The 16,733-nt window shown below is 55.6% G+C and carries 19 protein-coding genes; 11 read left to right on the forward strand and 8 right to left on the reverse strand.

Going from position 1 to position 16,733, the window contains the following annotated elements:
• The first annotated feature begins 89 nt into the window (after positions 1–89).
• Entirely contained in the window at positions 90–323 is a 234-nt protein-coding gene (gene sipA, locus DOP62_RS00605) for a regulatory protein SipA (RefSeq protein WP_208673708.1), read from the forward strand.
• Between the two features lie 59 nt (positions 324–382).
• Here the strand turns inward: sipA and DOP62_RS00610 are convergent, their stop codons facing one another.
• The 3 genes from DOP62_RS00610 to DOP62_RS00620 are packed head-to-tail and all read right to left on the reverse strand — an operon-like array spanning position 383 to position 2,718.
• On the reverse strand, positions 383–811 hold the full coding sequence (locus tag DOP62_RS00610) for a hypothetical protein (RefSeq protein WP_208673710.1): 429 nt from the start codon (positions 809–811) through the stop codon (positions 383–385).
• A gap of 53 nt (positions 812–864) precedes the next feature.
• Positions 865–1,443 carry a bifunctional adenosylcobinamide kinase/adenosylcobinamide-phosphate guanylyltransferase gene (gene cobU, locus DOP62_RS00615; RefSeq protein ID WP_338441762.1) on the reverse strand — a complete coding sequence of 193 codons (579 nt, stop codon included), beginning with the start codon at positions 1,441–1,443 and terminating at the stop codon, positions 865–867.
• Positions 1,444–1,452: 9 nt separating this feature from the next.
• Entirely contained in the window at positions 1,453–2,718 is a 1,266-nt protein-coding gene (locus DOP62_RS00620) for a proton extrusion protein PcxA (protein ID WP_208673721.1), read from the reverse strand.
• A gap of 72 nt (positions 2,719–2,790) precedes the next feature.
• On the opposite strand from DOP62_RS00620, the gene DOP62_RS00625 reads away from it, so the two are divergent.
• A complete protein-coding gene (locus DOP62_RS00625; protein WP_208673723.1) occupies positions 2,791–4,761 on the forward strand; it encodes a hypothetical protein in 1,971 nt (656 codons plus the stop codon).
• 74 nt (positions 4,762–4,835) lie between these two features.
• Here the strand turns inward: DOP62_RS00625 and DOP62_RS00630 are convergent, their stop codons facing one another.
• From DOP62_RS00630 to ald, 4 genes are all read right to left on the reverse strand, one after another.
• Positions 4,836–5,651 carry an inositol monophosphatase family protein gene (locus tag DOP62_RS00630; protein ID WP_208673725.1) on the reverse strand — a complete coding sequence of 272 codons (816 nt, stop codon included), beginning with the start codon at positions 5,649–5,651 and terminating at the stop codon, positions 4,836–4,838.
• Positions 5,651–7,078, reverse strand: coding sequence for a BCD family MFS transporter (locus tag DOP62_RS00635; RefSeq protein ID WP_370538827.1), 1,428 nt, complete (start codon positions 7,076–7,078; stop codon positions 5,651–5,653). Before DOP62_RS00635 ends, DOP62_RS00630 begins: the two co-directional genes overlap by 1 nt.
• A gap of 73 nt (positions 7,079–7,151) precedes the next feature.
• Positions 7,152–8,762: a TolC family protein gene (locus DOP62_RS00640; RefSeq protein WP_261789828.1), complete on the reverse strand. Its 1,611-nt coding sequence runs from the start codon at positions 8,760–8,762 to the stop codon at positions 7,152–7,154.
• Positions 8,763–8,951: 189 nt separating this feature from the next.
• Entirely contained in the window at positions 8,952–10,043 is a 1,092-nt protein-coding gene (gene ald / locus DOP62_RS00645; RefSeq protein ID WP_208673727.1) for an alanine dehydrogenase, read from the reverse strand.
• A gap of 108 nt (positions 10,044–10,151) precedes the next feature.
• Between ald and DOP62_RS00650 the strand changes: the two genes are divergently transcribed.
• Together DOP62_RS00650 and rlmN are read left to right on the forward strand one after the other, a co-directional pair.
• The gene (locus tag DOP62_RS00650; protein ID WP_208673729.1) at positions 10,152–10,322 is read left to right on the forward strand and encodes a chlorophyll a/b-binding protein; all 171 of its coding nucleotides are present in this window, start codon (positions 10,152–10,154) and stop codon (positions 10,320–10,322) included.
• On the forward strand, positions 10,304–11,389 hold the full coding sequence (gene rlmN / locus DOP62_RS00655) for a 23S rRNA (adenine(2503)-C(2))-methyltransferase RlmN (protein WP_208673731.1): 1,086 nt from the start codon (positions 10,304–10,306) through the stop codon (positions 11,387–11,389). The genes DOP62_RS00650 and rlmN overlap by 19 nt, the downstream gene beginning before the upstream one ends.
• A 118-nt stretch (positions 11,390–11,507) precedes the next feature.
• Here rlmN and DOP62_RS00660 read toward each other — a convergent pair whose 3' ends face one another.
• Positions 11,508–11,699 (reverse strand): replication restart DNA helicase PriA, encoded by a 192-nt coding sequence (locus DOP62_RS00660; RefSeq protein WP_208673733.1) that lies wholly within the window; start codon positions 11,697–11,699, stop codon positions 11,508–11,510.
• A 465-nt stretch (positions 11,700–12,164) separates the two neighbouring features.
• On the opposite strand from DOP62_RS00660, the gene DOP62_RS00665 reads away from it, so the two are divergent.
• The 7 genes from DOP62_RS00665 to DOP62_RS00695 all read left to right on the forward strand — a co-directional run bounded on the left by DOP62_RS00665 (position 12,165) and on the right by DOP62_RS00695 (position 16,733).
• Complete coding sequence (locus DOP62_RS00665; RefSeq protein WP_208673735.1) at positions 12,165–13,949, forward strand: sodium:solute symporter family protein; 1,785 nt, start codon at positions 12,165–12,167, stop codon at positions 13,947–13,949.
• On the forward strand, positions 13,946–14,098 hold the full coding sequence (locus tag DOP62_RS00670; protein ID WP_208673737.1) for a hypothetical protein: 153 nt from the start codon (positions 13,946–13,948) through the stop codon (positions 14,096–14,098). The genes DOP62_RS00665 and DOP62_RS00670 overlap by 4 nt, the downstream gene beginning before the upstream one ends.
• Positions 14,089–14,574 carry a GNAT family N-acetyltransferase gene (locus tag DOP62_RS00675; protein ID WP_208673739.1) on the forward strand — a complete coding sequence of 162 codons (486 nt, stop codon included), beginning with the start codon at positions 14,089–14,091 and terminating at the stop codon, positions 14,572–14,574. Before DOP62_RS00670 ends, DOP62_RS00675 begins: the two co-directional genes overlap by 10 nt.
• A gap of 90 nt (positions 14,575–14,664) precedes the next feature.
• Entirely contained in the window at positions 14,665–15,417 is a 753-nt protein-coding gene (locus DOP62_RS00680; RefSeq protein ID WP_208673742.1) for a HEAT repeat domain-containing protein, read from the forward strand.
• A 291-nt stretch (positions 15,418–15,708) separates the two neighbouring features.
• Positions 15,709–15,912: a DUF2997 domain-containing protein gene (locus DOP62_RS00685; protein ID WP_208673744.1), complete on the forward strand. Its 204-nt coding sequence runs from the start codon at positions 15,709–15,711 to the stop codon at positions 15,910–15,912.
• 42 nt (positions 15,913–15,954) lie between these two features.
• Positions 15,955–16,341, forward strand: coding sequence for a DUF1257 domain-containing protein (locus tag DOP62_RS00690; protein ID WP_011378170.1), 387 nt, complete (start codon positions 15,955–15,957; stop codon positions 16,339–16,341).
• Between the two features lie 2 nt (positions 16,342–16,343).
• Complete coding sequence (locus DOP62_RS00695; protein ID WP_208673745.1) at positions 16,344–16,733, forward strand: ferredoxin; 390 nt, start codon at positions 16,344–16,346, stop codon at positions 16,731–16,733.

Genomic DNA, 16,733 nt, shown 5'->3' on the forward strand with positions numbered 1-16,733 from the left:
GCTGAAGGCGATCGCTTTACTCAATTGCTCGTTACAACACGGTTCAATCTCCGAAAATAGTTCTTTGGGATCTGATTCACGCTCACCCTATGGATTTTGCCATTGGCGATCGCGTCCGCTTGGCCGCACAGCCGCCCTACTTGAAAAGTGCTGACCCGCTGCCGATGTTGCGGCCGCCTGACCTTCTCGCAGTCGGTGAAATTGGCACGATCACAGGACTGCGTCCCGGTGGCTATTGGGTGGTGCTTTTCGATCGCGGTTCCTTTCTGCTAGACCCGCCGTTTCTTGCCAAGGTTGAAACTGAGACTAATCCCACGGGCTGAGTCTCTAGCGGCGAACGCGAGCGACAAGTCAGTGGTTGAGGAGAGTTGACCCTTGCCACTTAAACGAAGTCGCGCCGACGATCGCCGGCAGCAATGCGATCGCAGATGCGCTGCAGGGAAGCATTTGCTCCTTTGGGCACATGGGGCATCGGCAAATCGAAATTCGGCCAAGTTGGAGAGTCACTGCAGGGGCAAGCATTGCTGAGCACTTGGCCAATGGGCAGAGCAACAGGCATTAAGCAGCGAGCGCAGTCCGTGATTTCCCAAGCGGGGCTCAGCAGTTCTTCGAGGCTGATCACCGTTCCATCGAGATAGCAATTCTCAAAGCCGAGGGATTTTAAGGCTTCCCAGCACTGCTGAAACTCTGGCGAATACTGACCTTGAGCCAACACCGGCTGAGGACAGTAGGTTTTGTCATCGGCAATGATGCCCTGACCAACTTGGAACCACAAGGCAAGATATTGCTGTACTTGTTGTAGAGAAGCCATTGCAACACCTTTGTGGAATGCGTGTGAATTATCGGTTTCTCCTCCCATTCATCCTAGTCTGCTAATGAGTGATTTAAATCTTGAGGATTTCTATATATCGATCCCGGGATCTGAACACCCAGCTGTTTGAGATCGATCGCATAACCTGCTACTGCTAAAAAAACATGATCAGCGTGGTTTGAAACTTGGCGAGTTAAGCTGCCGAGGCGATCGCGAAATTGTCGCCCTAGTGGATAGGCAGGGACAACTCCCCAGCCAGTTTCTTCCGCAACAATAATGACGGAAGCTAAGCAATTGTGAAGCGCTGCCAAGAAAGCCTGAGTCTGCTGATTCCAGTCAGCTTCAGACTGATCTAAATAGGCAGCTACCCATGTTCCTAGGGAGTCAATCAACAAACAGTCGCGATCGCTGGTGGTTGCAATAACAGTTGCTAATTCATCCTGAATATTCAGGGTTTGCCAATCTGAAGGTCGCCGTTGTTGATGTTGAGAAATACGATCGCACCATTCGGGATCTTCGGGGTCAACTTGAGCAGTTGCGATGTAGATGACTTTTTGCTGGGACTGGTGTGCAAGTTCCTCAGCCCACTCACTTTTGCCGGAACGACTGGGTCCTGTAACCACTGTCAGCATGGGTGAAGCCTACTCGTTCATATTGCGATAGGTAGCCACTGCCGAGGGTGAAATCCGATTGAGGTAGCGGAAGATCCAGTATTTGAAAATCGTGTCAAGAATCACTGGAAACGTTGCAATAAACAAGAAAATAAAGGAGCGATTCTCAGGGACGCCAAAATGTCGAGCGATCGACTCAAGGATCACTTCCCAGCCGTGGGGTGAGTGAAAGCCGACAAAGACATCAGTAAACAAGATGATGATAAAAGCCTTGGCACTATCGCTAATGCCATAGACAACCTCATCAATAAAGGACTTGAGGAGCTGAATTTCTTCCCGAGAGGAGATCAATAAAATGGCAAAGGCGGCGGCGGAGATCAAATCAGCAAAAATATTCTTAATCGCATTCGAGCTTTCGTGGCGATATTCAGCGGCAATCTCTTCCGCCTTCTCGCGCACCCGCTCATCAATCTCTGCCTCTGTCAGGGGAGGTGCCTCTTTGAGATAGTGCTGAAAGCGAAGCAGCTGCTGATATTGATTGAGTTTGACAAAGGCTTCTTCTTCCATCTGGAAGTTAAGAAAAATCGCTTCGGGATCCTCGCTACGCAGGCGATCGACAATCGGACCCACGATAAAGGACTTGCTAATTTGCTGCGTGAGGAGCGGTACCAAAATCAGTAGTAGGACGAAGCGCAGTGCAATAAGGGTTTTGCCCTTGCGCGATCGAAAGTTTTGAACCAGCTGATCCTCTGCTTTGGGGTCGAGTTGCTGCCGTAAATCAGCAAAAGCCCCAAAAATCGATCGCGGTAAAAAGCTGGTCTGGCTGATGAGATACTCATCCTCACCCTCAGGATTGGGAGTGGGCTTGACGTTATTTTTCGAGGTCATCAGCGGCGAGGAGTCAGGAGTAGAAACGTGAGTAGGTGGCTGACCGTAGCGCTCTAAAACTTGGTCAATGAGTTGTAGCTTCTCATAGGAAATGGTGGACGATCGCATCCCAGGGCGCCCCAAGGCAAGACCGGCCTGAAGCTGGACGGGCTGACGCCGAACATAGCGTTGCCGATGGCGATGTAGGGTACGCAGGGTTTGTCTGAGTTCGGCCTGCAGCCACGATCGCTGTTGACTGCTGAGTTGTGGAGGTAATCTCTGCAGCGATCGCCCGCCTGCATACTCGCTTTCCAGCGCACAGATGTAGAGGGCTGCTTCGTAGGCTTGCTCTAGATCGAGCCGTGCAGTTTCAGAATGCTGATTGAGGCGTCGCGCGACCCAGTCTGAAATCCCTGCAAAGAGCGCCATAGTAAATCAGAGGAAATCGCCGCGATGCCAGCAGTGACTGTCCCCTGATTGTAGTGCCCTGAGATCGGAGCAATGTCGACGGCGATTTGGTTTGAGTGTCCCAGCCGCCAAGGGCGAACACAGCAGTTACTGGAGTGGCTGCAGGCGGCGGGGCAATCACAGACCGCTACGGCTGAACCGCTCCTTGTTTTTGCAGCCACCGGCGATCGCCGCTTGCAATTAGAGGCGCGACTACGGGCCACGACCGGCGTGACGATGGCTTACCAAACGGTCACGCCTCTTGGGTTTATCCAACAGGAAGTCGAGTTGTTTTGGCCTTGGTTGCGATCGCCCCAAGCAGCTCAATCCGTCGTTTTACTGCCCTCGGAAAGTGAGCAGGTTCTCGCTAGTCAAGTCTGGCAAGCATGGCTGAGCGATGAAAGCTTACTCTGGCCGGGCACTGTCGCAGCTGCCTCAGCCCGGCGCTGTTTGGATCTGCTGTTGCTAGCAGGTTTAGCCGGTGTGCCGATTCCTGAGATTCCCCAACGACTGCAAGCTGTCTTACCCTCACTGCCACCGCCAGCATTGGTCACTGCTCTGGAAGTTTGGGTGGACTGGTGTTTGGAGCGGGGACTGTTGAGCTATGGTTTAGCAGCTCTGCTCTATGGTCAAGCCCTCTGGCCGCTCGCTGCCTATCGCGATCGCTTGAGCCAGCGATTCAGTGGTTGCTACGGCGATGATGTCGATGAGTATCCCGCTTTGCTGCTGCCCTTATTTCAACAGTTTGCGGCGGCAGGATTGCCCTATGGCTGTACCTTCAACCCACTGGGGCGCTGCCGAGAAGGTCAGGGTGCGGATCCGGATGCCTGGCAGGCTTGGGCGCTCGCGGCGGGACTGGAATACTCCTCTCCCTCCCTAAGACCCGCTGGCCTTGGACGTTGGCAAGCAGCAGTCCAAGCCAGTGTTTTGGGAGATGAAAACTCAATGTTGGTCAGCGCGGGATCAGCGTCTCCTTTCTCGAGTTTGCAAACTGTATCTCGGGGGCAACTCTTGCGTCAGGTGGCCGAGACGGTCGCACAGGCCATTGATCGCGGTGAGGTTCAACCCCATGAGATTGCCATCATTGGCCCAGGCATTGATGCGATCGCTCGCTACACCCTGATCCAGATTTTGGAGCGCCGCGGCGTTGCTGTGCGACCGCTTGCTGAGCAGCGACGTTTACCCAGTTCTGCGCTGGTGCGATCGCTCCTCACGCTCCTAGCTTTTTTGCAGCCGAGTTTAGGGACGCGCCTACGACGGGAAGCAGTGGCAGAAATGCTGACAACCCTGAGCGATTGCACGATCGATGCCGTCCGCGCAGGCTTGATGGCGGATGTTTTGTACGTACCGCACCGAGAACAGCCCCAACTACTTGCCGTTCAAGCTGCACCGCGCTGGGATCGCTTTGGTGATACTGCTATTTGTGCGTATGAAGCACTTCTAAATTGGCTTCAATCCATGCGCAGCGAGACCTCTGCCCTGCGACAACTGGAAGCTGCTGCCCAACAATTTTTTCCCCGCAATCGCCTCAGCTTGGCTGAAACCGCGCATCTCCAGCGGCTGCTGGAAGTGGCCGATCATCATTGGCAGCTCCAAGCTGCCTTGGGGATCGAGGCTGAAGCCGCGATCGCACACCGTTTCTACGACCTGGTAATGGAGGGGACGTTTGCCGCGGATCCTTTCCCAGAAAGTCTGTGGCATCCTGCAACCCCAGCCGTTACCCTCGCGACCCTATATCAGTACCGCGTCTTCCAAGTGCATCACCGCTGGCAGTTTTGGCTTGATATCAGCTCCCCCCTCTGGGATCGAGATCAACCGGCTTACTATGGCTACGCCGCCTTTCTTCAGCAGCCAGTGCAACCGTTTGACCCGGTTGAAGCTGCCCAAACCCGTTTGCTCCGCTGTTTAGCTGACCTGCTGGCCCGTGCTGGCGATCGCATCATTCTCTGCCACAGCGATTTATCGGTCAGTGGGAAAGAACAATCTGGACGCTTGTTGACCCTGCTGGCATCAACTCCGGCGTGACTAACAGGGTGATTGCCCATGTCTCAAGGCGCCCCAGTGCCATGGGCGATCGCATTTCACCATCCTCTTGGCAGCTAACTTAAGAGCGTTGCCCAAATGCCAAAGGCTGGAGTCAGATCGGGTCTTGCAAGCAACAGAGTCGGCCAGTTGATGGCGCCATAGTCTTGCCCAGCTTGCAGAGGAAATTGTTGACCAGATAAAGACTGCCAGTCTGCCCCGAGCGCCTGGGCCAGCACCCAAACTGCCGCAATGTCCCAGACTTTTGGAGTTGCCTCCAGGGCACCGAGGGTTGTTCCCTCCAGCACCGTCAGAAAATTAGCAGTCGAGGCTCCCAGCATCCGAATTTTGCAGGGGAAGGGATCGGTTCGCCGTTGCAGCACGATCGCGCTGCGGGTGCAAAGGCTAAATAACTGATTCGAGCCCAAGGGAGTTTGTCGCAACTTCAGCGGCTGTCCATTACGTTCTGCCCAAGCCGCAGGCGCCAAGTCAGTCCCTGTAGTGCAGACGCCACAATAAAAGCGATTAAGCGGCGGCAGAGCGATCGCCCCAAACACAGGCAAGCCTCGGTAAAGCAACGCCAGAGAGATTCCCCACAGCGGAATGCCCTGGGCAAAGTTGGTGGTGCCATCCAAGGGATCAACCACCCAAGTCCAGTCTGACCCCCCAAAAGTTTGGTGGCTTTCTTCAGTCAGCAGGGCATGGTCAGGAAAAAGCTGAGTCAGGCGATCGCGCAGGGTTTGGTCGGCCCAGCGATCGGCCGCTGTAATCAAGCTCCCGTCTTCCTTTTCCGTAGCTTGGAGTGTCCCAAATTCCTCTAGGAGGCGATCGCCCACCGTTTGGCAGAGTGCTTCAATCGTTTGGGCGAGCGATCGCCAATTGGGTTGAGTCATCAGTCCAGCTCAGCTGCCAAGACATCACTGAGTCGAACACGGCTGTGCTGACGGAACTCCTGCACATTGACGCGACTGAGACAGGCGATCGCCACCAACATCCCCAGCGCTTGGACGGCAAAGACCAAGGCATAGGCTGGGAAGAGGGCCGCTCCTCCGGCTGCCAGTGCTTCCGCTGAAAGCCCTAATTTACCTAAGTCAAAAATTGCGCCGCCACTGACAGTCGCTATAGCGCGGGACAGGGCTTGCGCCAGCCCCCAAGCGCCGATAAAGGTTCCGGCTGTCTCAGCCAAGGTGAAATCGAGCATCAGAATGATTGAGCCACTCGTAGCGATCCCAGCACCGAGGCCAAACAGCACGATCGCCGATCGCAATAACGTCGGCCAAGGTCCCCAGCCCGCCGCAATGATCAGACAGAAGCAGAGGGCACTCAGTCCACAGCCAACTTGCGCAGTCCGTTCTTTCCCTAGTTTCGGCACCACCAAAAAGCCAGTCACTGCCGTGCCAATCAAGGTGCCAAAGCCCCAGTAGGCATTGAGCTGCGAGGATTGCCCGACACTGAAGCCAAAGACTTGACCGGCATAGGGTTCCAGAATCGCTTCTTGCAAGAAAAGACTGAAGGTCAGGACGGCCAAAAAGGCGAAAAAGAAGCCCGTTTGACGACTCGCCGTCAGCACCCGTAAGGCACGACCGAGAGTAATGCTGTCCTCGCGGTCGCGGCTCTGCGATCGCTCCACAAATCCGGAGTAACGCCGCTCAACCCCTACCGTTGCCAGCAGGATGGTGCCGAACACGAGCAGTGGCACGACAGTGAAGAGTTGCTGCAGCGAGCCTTGAATTTCAGCCAGGGAAGACTCAGCACCAACTGACTTCAGCAAAATCCCCGTTGTGATCCCACCGATGACGATCCCCACCATCAGCATCGACCAAACAATACTGACCAACTTGGGTCGTGTGCGCTCATCCGTGACATCGACGAGCAAGGCCGCAAACGGAGTCGAACTGGCGCTGATAGCCACACCGTAGAGGGCGAACGTCAAACCTAGGGCGATCGCATAGAGCCAGGTATTACCGCCCCAGCCACTCTGCTCAAAACTAGCGGCTAAAGGCCAGACTAAGCGGACAGCCAAGCTAGCCACGAGGCAAAAGGTGGCACTACCCAGCCAGATGTAGCCACTGCGGTGCAGTCCCCAAAGCGGTCGCGTATCAGAGAGCTGCCCAAACCAGACCCGAACCGGCGCGACAAATTGGTGCATGGCGATCGCGCCTGCCACCAGTAGAGCCGGCAACCGCAGTTCATCGATCATGACGCGGTTGAGAACCCCCAGCGTCAAGATCGACATCACGCCAAGGGATGCTTGAAAAAGCCCAAGCCGTAACATCGTCCCCAGACTGAGGGATGGCGGCACAGGCTGCGACTCAACCATGGTGGACACAGACAAATGAGACACCTTTTAACAATGCAACATCAAACCTACCTGGTGGCGGGCTGGTAGAACGTTAGCTGCCGACGCGAGCCAAGTTACTGACGTTGCTGACAGCTCGCTTGATCCGGGCGAGCGCCAAGTTATAAGCCGTGATGGCATTGAGGGCGTTAGCTTCTGCCCGCGTCAAGTCTCGTTGCGAGTCGATCACTTCCGTCTGGGTGCCAACACCAGCTTGGAAGCGCAGACGTGCCAGGCGTAGGGCTTCTCGTGCCTGCTCAACAGCCTTACGGGTGGTGCCGATGTTTGCCAAGTTGGTCTGCAGGTCGTAGAAGGCAGTCTCAACGTCGGTCCGAATTTGATTGCGCGTCAGCACAAAGTTCTGCTCCGCAATCTGGCCGTTCAGTTCCTGTTGCTGGGCATTGGCATTGGCTAAGCCACCGTCAAACAGCGGCACGTTGAGTACCAATCCAATGGAATAAGAATAGTTACTGTTATTCGTGAGCGTTGGTGATGGGAAGGTCAGAGCTTGGCTGCCACTGCGGAGGTTGCTATTGATTGACCCGGTTACGCCATAGGAGGCTTGCAGGCCCAATTGCGGCAGGATTTGTCCTCGGGCTGCTTGGGCTTGGTTGTAACTGATATTGCGTTGCAGCACTTCCCGCTCGAGCTCTGGACGGTTTTGAAAAGCAAGGACAATACTCTCGTCGAGGCTGAGATTCCAAGGTGCGGCTAGTTCTACAGGATCGGCCGTCAAGACATTGACGTTTTGCGGCAGGTTGAGAGCCTGCACTAAGGAACGGCGAGCTTTATCTTGATTTCCGATGCTGTCAACCAAATTTTGTTGGTCTTGAGCAAGCTGAACCTGTTGCCGCAGCACATCAAACTGGGTACCAACGCCAGCTCTGAATAGAGCCTCTGCATCTTTGAGACTTCGTTCCGAGGCAACAACCGATTCCCGCGCAATTCGAACGAGCTGGTCGGCATTCTGGAGCTGATAGTAGGCTTCAGAAACAGTGAGCTGCAGGTCTTCGAGGGTGGCTTCGAGATCCAGTTCTGCTTGGGTGACTTGGTCGCGGCTGGCAGCTAGTTGGGCACCCCGGACAAAATCGAAAATCGTGTAGTTCAGGTTGAGGGTTGCCCCGATCGAAGATTGTCCCAGAGTGGTGAAGAGACTACTGCCTGTGGGCTGAACGGTAGACCCTTCAGTCACATTGAGCCGGTTGCCACTCTGCTGATAGCCAGCATTACCTTGAAGCCCAAGGGTTGGGTAAAGAGCAGCTTCTGTTCCTCGCAGCGCTGCCCGCCGTTGCTCAACTTGGAGCTGGCGAATTTGGACTTGGGGATTGTTGAGGCGAGCTAAATTCAGCGCCTGCTCCAAAGTCAGTGGTTGGAGCGATTCGGTTTGAACTTGGTTGGGCTGATTCGGAAGCTGGAAGGGATTTGGGTTAGCTTGCAACTCCTTGAGCAGATTGGCATCAGGAACTACTTCCTTGACGGGGCTCGATGGAGGCGTCGTCGGTGCCGGCGTGGTTGCGGCTGGTGGTGGGGAGTTTTGGGCAATCGTGGGGGATGGGCCCGTAGCCTGAGGATCCACAATGTCCGCGATCGCCGCAGGCGGCTCCATTCCATGGGCTGCGATCGCCAGAGCGCTCAGCAAAGAGAGACGGTAGAGAAAAGCAGCCATGGAGGTGTTTGAACAAAAGAGCAGGGTCAAAGGGAAGCGGATCCGCAGTTAGAGAATTTTCTTCGCTCAGGGAATCCTTGCCTAATGTACCGAGAACCGCAACATTTGCACTGAGTTCCCATTGCGCTGTTCAATCGCCGAGAACTCAGGAAACAGCCGCTTTTTAGTGAGACTCTCAGCTGCGATCGCTCAACGGTGGGGTAGGTCGGGGAAGGCGGCCGCGATCGCCGGATGGGCGATCTGTCCCTGAGCCACGTTCAGTCCTTCCGCCAAACCAGAATCGCGATCCAAACTACCCAAGCCGTGGGCGGCGATCGCTTGGACGTAGGGCAGTGTGCTGTTATTCAGAGCCTGTGTCGCTGTCCAAGGAACAGCCCCAGGCATATTGGGCACGCCGTAGTGAACAACGCCTGCTTCTACGTAAGTTGGTTGGCTGTGGCTAGTAGGACGCAGGGTTTCAATGCAACCACCTTGATCTACTGCCACATCCACGACAACTGAGCCGGGGTGCATCTGGGTAATCAGGTTGCGACTAACGAGCACCGGTGCACGGCGTCCGGGCACTAAAACTGCACCAATTAACAGGTCAGCTTGCGGGACGCGGGCTTCAATTTCGGCAGGACTGCTGTAGAGCAGTTCAACCCGGGACCCAAACAGTGTCTCCAGTTCAGCTAGCCGCTCAACATTGATATCGACAATCTGGACTTTGGCACCCAGGCCGATCGCCATCTTGGCAGCTTCGGTTCCGACGATCCCGCCACCCAGAATCACCACCGTGCCAGGACTGACACCGGGAACCCCACCTAGTAAAACCCCTCGTCCCCCTTGTTGGCGTTCTAGAAAGCGAGCTCCAAATTGCACCGACAGTCGACCTGCAATCCGGCTCATCGGCATTAACAACGGCAAACTGCCATTGCGGGCGGTGACAGTTTCATAGGCGATCGCGGTCGTTCCGCTGCTGATCAGTCGCTCAGTCAGGGAGCGATCGGCTGCTAAGTGTAAGTAAGTGAACAGGAGTAAGTCCGATCGCAGGTAGTCGTATTCCTGGGGCAGCGGCTCCTTCACCTTGACCACGAGCGGCTGTTGCCAGACTTCTGCGGCCGTAGCGACGACCTTGGCACCTGCTTGTAAATAGTCTTCGTCTGGAAATCCCGATCCGACCCCAGCCCCTTGCTCAATCCAGACCTGATGTCCCTGCAGACTGAGTGATCGCACGCTGGCAGGGCTCAGCCCGACCCGAAATTCTTGATCCTTGAGCTCACGCGGCACTCCGATGTCCATGCTGCGGTCCCGACTGAACGGGCTTATTGTGGCAGATTCCAGCGATCGCGAACGTCACCTCCGTTTATTGACAAAATGCAACATCATGGAGAAAAGCTTGCTGCTGCTATGACCACCCTAGAACCAACCATCACGCCTCGCCGCGATCGTCCTCGCTTTGGCTTCAATGAGACTGCTGAAAAGCTGAACGGGCGTTTGGCCATGCTGGGCTTTATCACGCTAATCGCCTTTGAAATCACCACTCACGAGGGCTTCCTCCATTGGCTCGGTCTGGTCTAGAACCGCAAGCGGTTGCTGAAACGACTCCTTTATTGGGGCGATCGCTGCCGGAGTTACAGGATTGGGTTGTTGCCCAAGGGCAGCCCAGCTACCGTGCCAAGCAGCTGCACCAATGGCTCTACGAGCGCAGCGTCCATAACTTGGCGGAGATTAGCGTTTTCCCCAAAGACTGGCGTCAGTCCTTGCAATCGGTTCCCGTTGGGCGATCGCGCATCGCTGAGCGCAGTCAATCGCCGAGCGGCACGGTTAAATACCTGCTGCAGCTCGATGATGGCGAAATCATTGAAGCGGTTGGCATTCCCTCGGGCGATCGCCTGACAGTCTGTGTTTCCTCGCAGGTGGGTTGTGCCATGGCCTGCGACTTTTGTGCCACGGGCAAAGGGGGGTTCCGGCGGCACCTCGCGCCCCACGAAATCATCGATCAGGTGTTGACCGTTCAAGAAAACTGGCAGCAACGAGTCAGCAATATCGTTTTCATGGGCATGGGTGAACCCCTGCTCAACCTTGACTCAGTCCTGTCGGCGATTCGCTGCCTCAACCAAGACATCGGCATTGGCCAGCGCGGCATCACAGTCTCGACCGTTGGGATCCCCGGCCATATTCGCCGCCTCGCCGAAACCGGTCGCGTGGGCGATCGCCCTCTACAGTTCACCTTGGCGGTCAGTTTGCATGCGTCCAGCCAAGCAGTGCGCGACCAAATTATCCCCAGCTCACGTCACTACCCCATCACTGACTTGCTGCAGGAATGCCGCGATTACGTTCAGATCACAGGGCGGCGCGTCACCTTCGAATACATTCTGCTGGCAGGGTTGAATGACCATCCTGCTCAAGCTGAGCAACTGGCAAAACTGCTGCGAGGCTTCCAAAGCCACGTCAATCTGATCCCCTACAACCCCATTGATGAGGTTGAATATCAGCGCCCCAGCAAGGCGAGAGTGGATGCCTTTGCCGAAGCGTTGCGCCAGCAGCGAATTGCAGTCACTGTGCGTTGGTCTAAAGGATTGGGCGCCGATGCAGCCTGTGGGCAACTGCGAGCCAATCGACGGCCAACCTCTCTCACGGTCTAAGCTGAGCCAGAGCTTTCCTGACCGTTGTCGCAAACTCAACAAAATCAAAGCGATCGCTAAAATTCAGCGATCGCTTCTCATGACTCTGTTTTGGTTGGTAGTCAAGGCTTGGTTGGACTTAACCCCACTGGGGTGGCCGAGAACCAATGCCCGGTGCATAGGCTTCAATGACGCGGCCCGTCAGACTGCAGGTAACTAACAAATAGTCACAGCAGGGGCATTGGGTTTGCAGCACTTGGCGGCTAGCAAAATGCTCCCGTTCTGCGGGACGGCCGCAATTAGGGCAGCGAATTTGTTGAATCGTTGTCATGGTTATATCGATCCTTAGTCCGCAAGAGAGAACAGGCTGCATTAACAGTTTTTGTAGTCCGATTGCTGAACAGAATCGGCAATTAATGGCATCATATCGGCGAAAACTAGACGGGGATCAAGGGAAAACTGCGAACTTTCTTTAGTTTCTAAGAAAACCTAGCAGGCTGAATGCTTTGGGGGAATTGGAAATTTTCCTAAATGCTTCAAATAACTACATCACATTTTTGAATTGGCTTCCTGTTGGCTAAGTGACATTTATGCTAAGAGCGCTGCATCAATCAAAGCGAGAAACCGCGATCGCAGTAGCGCTGCTGAGCCGCTTCTTACCCTGTCACGATGCCTTGCCTAAAGTTGAGAGAAAATCTAAAAACTTTCTAAAGAGAATTCCGATCGCGCAATCGTAATTCTTTTTCTAAGCTGCAGAACAGTGCGAAGATGAGGCCGCAGTTAGCCTTTCACCACGATGCAGCTTCTAGACTGGGTGGTCATCGGTCTTTACTTGGTCATCAGCTTAGGTATTGGTCTGTACTTTGCCCGCCGAGCCTCGCGGGGCATTGAAGACTTCTTCCTGTCGGGGCGATCGCTGCCGTGGTGGTTGTCCGGCGCCAGTATGGCCGCTACGACCTTCTCGGTTGATACGCCGCTCTACGTTGCTGGACTGGTTGGGACGCGCGGGATTGCTGGTAACTGGGAGTGGTGGTGCTTTGGTCTTGCCCACGTCAGCTTGATCTATATCTTTGCCCGTCTTTGGCGGCGATCGGAGATCATCACCGATGCGGAACTAACAGAGCTGCGCTACGGCGGTCAGACAGCAGCTTGGTTACGGGGGATCAAGGCCTTTTTGTTTGCAGTGCCGATCAACTGTATCGGCATCGGCTACGCCATTCTGGCGATGACCAAAACAATCGAGGCGCTGGGCGTTTGGAACAGTCTGGGCTTCGATGTGGGCGAGAACAGTCGCCTCTGGAGTGTCATTGCAATTTGCCTGATCGTCTTGGTCTACTCGGGGGTCTCTGGTCTTTGGGGGGTCGTGGTTACCGATTTCTTCCAGCTCGTCCTAGCGCTGGTCGGGGCTTTGATTGTGGCGGCCAGTGCCGTCAGCAGCATTGGCGGTATGGGTAACTTGGTCGATCAGCTGCAGGCGATGGGCTTGGGGCGATCGCTCGACTTTCTTCCCTTCCGCTGGAGCGGGGGCAGCTTCGACTGGACTGAAACGGCTGGCCTGACCACAACGACATTTTTGGCCTATCTCGGCCTGCAGTGGTGGACTTTCCGTCGCAGCGATGGTGGGGGGGAGTTTATTCAGCGGTTGGCAGCCTCTCGCACCGAGGGCGACGCCGCCAAAGCGGCTTGGCTGTTCAACATCATCAATTACGTTGTACGGACATGGCCCTGGGTCATTGTTGGCTTAGCAGCCCTCGTGCTCTATCCCAACCTGAGCGATCGAGAGTTGGGCTATCCCAAGCTGATGCTGGACTTTTTGCCGCCGGGGTTGCTGGGGTTGGTGGCTGCCTCGTTACTCGCCGCCTTCATGAGTACGGTGTCGACCTCCATCAACTGGGGCGCCTCTTATCTGACGAATGACTTGTACCGCCGTTTCTGGCGATCGCAGGCTTCGGCAGCGGAACTGGTGACAGTCGGTCGGCTTGCCTCCGTGTTCGTGACTGTTTTGGGGGCTGTCACCGCTTTCTTCAGTGATGATGTCGGCACGGTCTTCCGCTTGGTGATTGCGATCGGGACTGGTCCTGGCGTTGTCCTGATTCTGCGTTGGTATTGGTGGCGGATTAACGCGGCAGCGGAATTGGCGGCGATGCTGGCAGGCTTCGTTGTTGGCCTTTCGACCTCAGTGCTGCCTTGGCTGAAAATCCCTGATTTTGGGTTACGGCTTCTGGTCACAACCCTGATTTCAGCGGCAATCTGGATTACGGTCATGCTGCTGACCCCCCCCGAGCCCGAATCGGTTTTGCAGAGCTTCTACGCGCGAATTCGCCCGGGTGGCCCTGGCTGGCGACGACAACAACAACAGTCGGGGCTGGCTCCAATTCAAGACCTTCGTATTGATGGCCTGCGGATTGTCGCAGCCTCTTTGCTGCTATTCGGCAGTATGTTCAGTGTTGGAGGCTTCTTGCTCTTGCAGCCTCTGACTGGCTGGCTCGCGCTGCTCACCGCTGTTTTGGGTGGGTTCTGGTTGCGGAAATTGAGCCATCACCGTCTTCCAACCCTACCCACCCCAACACTCTTGCCATGATCACCGTTCTCCGCCAGTACGTTTTGCCGCTGTTGATTGTGCTGACCTTCTTTGTGGCGTTGGTTGCGGTCAGTGCCCGCGCCTTTCTGCCCGATGACATGTCAGCACCGGCACCGATCGAGCCTGCTGCTGTGGTGCTGTGGCGGTAGCCTTACCTGCCGGCTATGAGTGGCAGCGTGGTCAGCCCCGCGATCGCGCTCAACTGTTGCGCTATCTCCAAGCGGGCTACAGCGAAGGCACGGCATCACTACCACCTAGCCATCTTGCCCGAACCCTCGATCGCTTTCTGAGCGAAGAGACGTCGATCTGGTGGATCGTGACGGCTGGCGATCGCCAGATTGTCGCGGGTCTTTGGCTAGGACAGTCGCAAGACCAACGCACAGGCGATCGCCAGACCTACATCTTTCTCGTCTATGTGGAGCCGGAACATCGGCGGCGGGGGCTAGCCACTGCACTGCTGGCCCAAGCAGAAGACTGGGCCGAGTTGCAAGGCGATCGCAGCCTCAGTTTGCAGGTCTATGCCGATAATCCCGGCGCGATCGCCCTGTACCAACGTGCGGGGTTCTGTGTAGAAAGCTTGAGTCTCAGCAAGCCACTGATCCGCAACGCTGCCAGCGAGTCCTGACTGTCCGTGGAGGTCCTTCGATAGACTGCCGCTAGCCCAGAGCGAACGGGACAGATCGACCCGAACCCCTCTTTGGTTAAAGTATTTTTTATGCGCAGTGATGATCTCTACTTGATTGAGGACGTGGAATCGGCTTTGGTCGATCCCCTCGATCAGCTCCTTCAGACAGAAGACACCACACCGCCAGATCCCGAAGTGATGCTGGTGCAGCTTCAGGATGCCAACGCGCTCAATCGTCTGGCAGCGGTTCGGGCTTTTGCGGCTTTGACTGAACCACGGGCGATTCCTCACCTAATCAAAGCGCTGGATGATACCTGTCCCAATATTCGGACAGCGGCTGCCTATGCTTTGGGGCGCAATGTCAGTCACCAAGCCGTCGATGTTCTGATTGAATGTCTGCGCCACGATCAAAATGACAATGTTCGCAAAGCAGTGGCTTGGGCGCTGGGCAACTACAGCGATCGCCGCTCGATTCAACCCCTAATCGAAGCGCTGCGCCACGACATTGCGCCGGTTCGCCTTTGGGCAGCCAGCTCCTTGGGCAACACGGCCGTCGTTGATTACGAAACCGTGATCGGTGCGGTTCCCAGCTTGATTGAAGCCCTACGCCGTGATCCGGAAGCCGATGTACGCAGCAACTGTGCTTGGTCGCTGGGCCAACTGTGCCGACCACTGCCTGCCAATATCGTCTACGCCACAGTCATCGATGCCCTGATCGAGGCTTTGGTGGAAGACGAAGATATGAGTGTGCGCGAAGATGCCAAAGCCTCGCTACTGCAAGTCGGCGATGCTCGCGCCCTGCAAATGATTGAAACCCTCCAGCAAGATGGCCTGCTCTGGTAGCGATCGCTGAAGCACACCCCGATTCATTTGCCTGCTTAAGGTGATTGTGTGGCAGGCAAGCCAGACCCGTTCGATGGCTCGCAGTAGTGCTGAAGCGCATGATAGGGACAAACTTGGGTGCGATCGCTCCATTGGTTTCTGGCAGTTGCAGCTCAGCCAAAAACCTAATTACTGAGCCTTAACCTCACCGAATATTTGAGCTACGGTAAGAGCATCTTGCGACAGCCAGCTCGGCTTGTCCTGATCATTGTCTGAGTCGTTCACCGCATCCCGATCGCTTGGATTGCTGCTATGACCTTGGAAACGCTGGAGTTTGTGATTCATCCCGATGGACGGGTTGAAGAACAAGTCACGGGGATTCAGGGCAAGCATTGCACCGAAATCACTGCCGAAATCGAAGCACAGCTGGGGCAGGTTGTGACCCAACATCCTTCAGCTGACTACTTCGCTAATGCTGCAGTTGTTACCTCGGTCGAGCAATCGACCGACTACTGATCGCGATCGCTGGCCCCGTTCGTTTGTCGGATAGAGGTTTCTATGTCTCACTTCAGCCGCATCAAAACGCAGATCCGCAACCTCAACTTTCTTCAGTCGGCATTGACAGATCTCGGCATTGACTGGAAAGCAGGTCCGGTGCCGGTGCGGGGCTATCAAGGGCAAACGGAAACTGCGACCGTGGCGATCGAACAAAATAATGGCTACGACATTGGCTTCCGTTGGAATGGCCAAGAATATGAACTGGTCGCCGACCTCCAATATTGGCAGCAACCGCTGACGGTGGAGCGTTTCCTCAGCCAAGTTACCCAGCGCTATGCCTACCGCACGGTGCTCTCCACCACCGCCGATCAAGGCTTCCAAGTGGCGGAAGAAGTGAAACAAGCGGATGGTTCGATTCGCTTGGTTGTCCAACGCTGGAACGGCTAACAATGGATGCAGACCGCAGCGGGCTGGAGCCAGAACTGGGGGGAAGTCTCCGCAGTGGCAAAGCCCGTAGCGGACTCGAGCCGGAACTGGGCGGGGAACTGCGGCAAAAGCTGGTCTGGGTGGATGAAGTCACCTGCATTGGCTGCCGCTATTGTTCGCATGTGGCCACCAATACGTTCTACATTGAGCCGGATTACGGGCGTTCGCGAGTCGTTCGGCAGAACGGTGACCCTGAAGACCTGGTACAAGAGGCGATCGATACCTGTCCTGTCGATTGCATCCACTGGGTCAATCCCAGCGAACTCCGGCAGTTGGAAGCGGAACGCCGTAACCAAGTCATCATGCCGCTGGGCTTTCCCCAAGAGCGATCGAAGCAGCGTCGGCGATCTTAG

The sequence above is a fragment of the Synechococcus elongatus PCC 11801 genome (assembly GCF_003846445.2).
Taxonomy (GTDB): domain Bacteria; phylum Cyanobacteriota; class Cyanobacteriia; order Synechococcales; family Synechococcaceae; genus Synechococcus; species Synechococcus elongatus_A.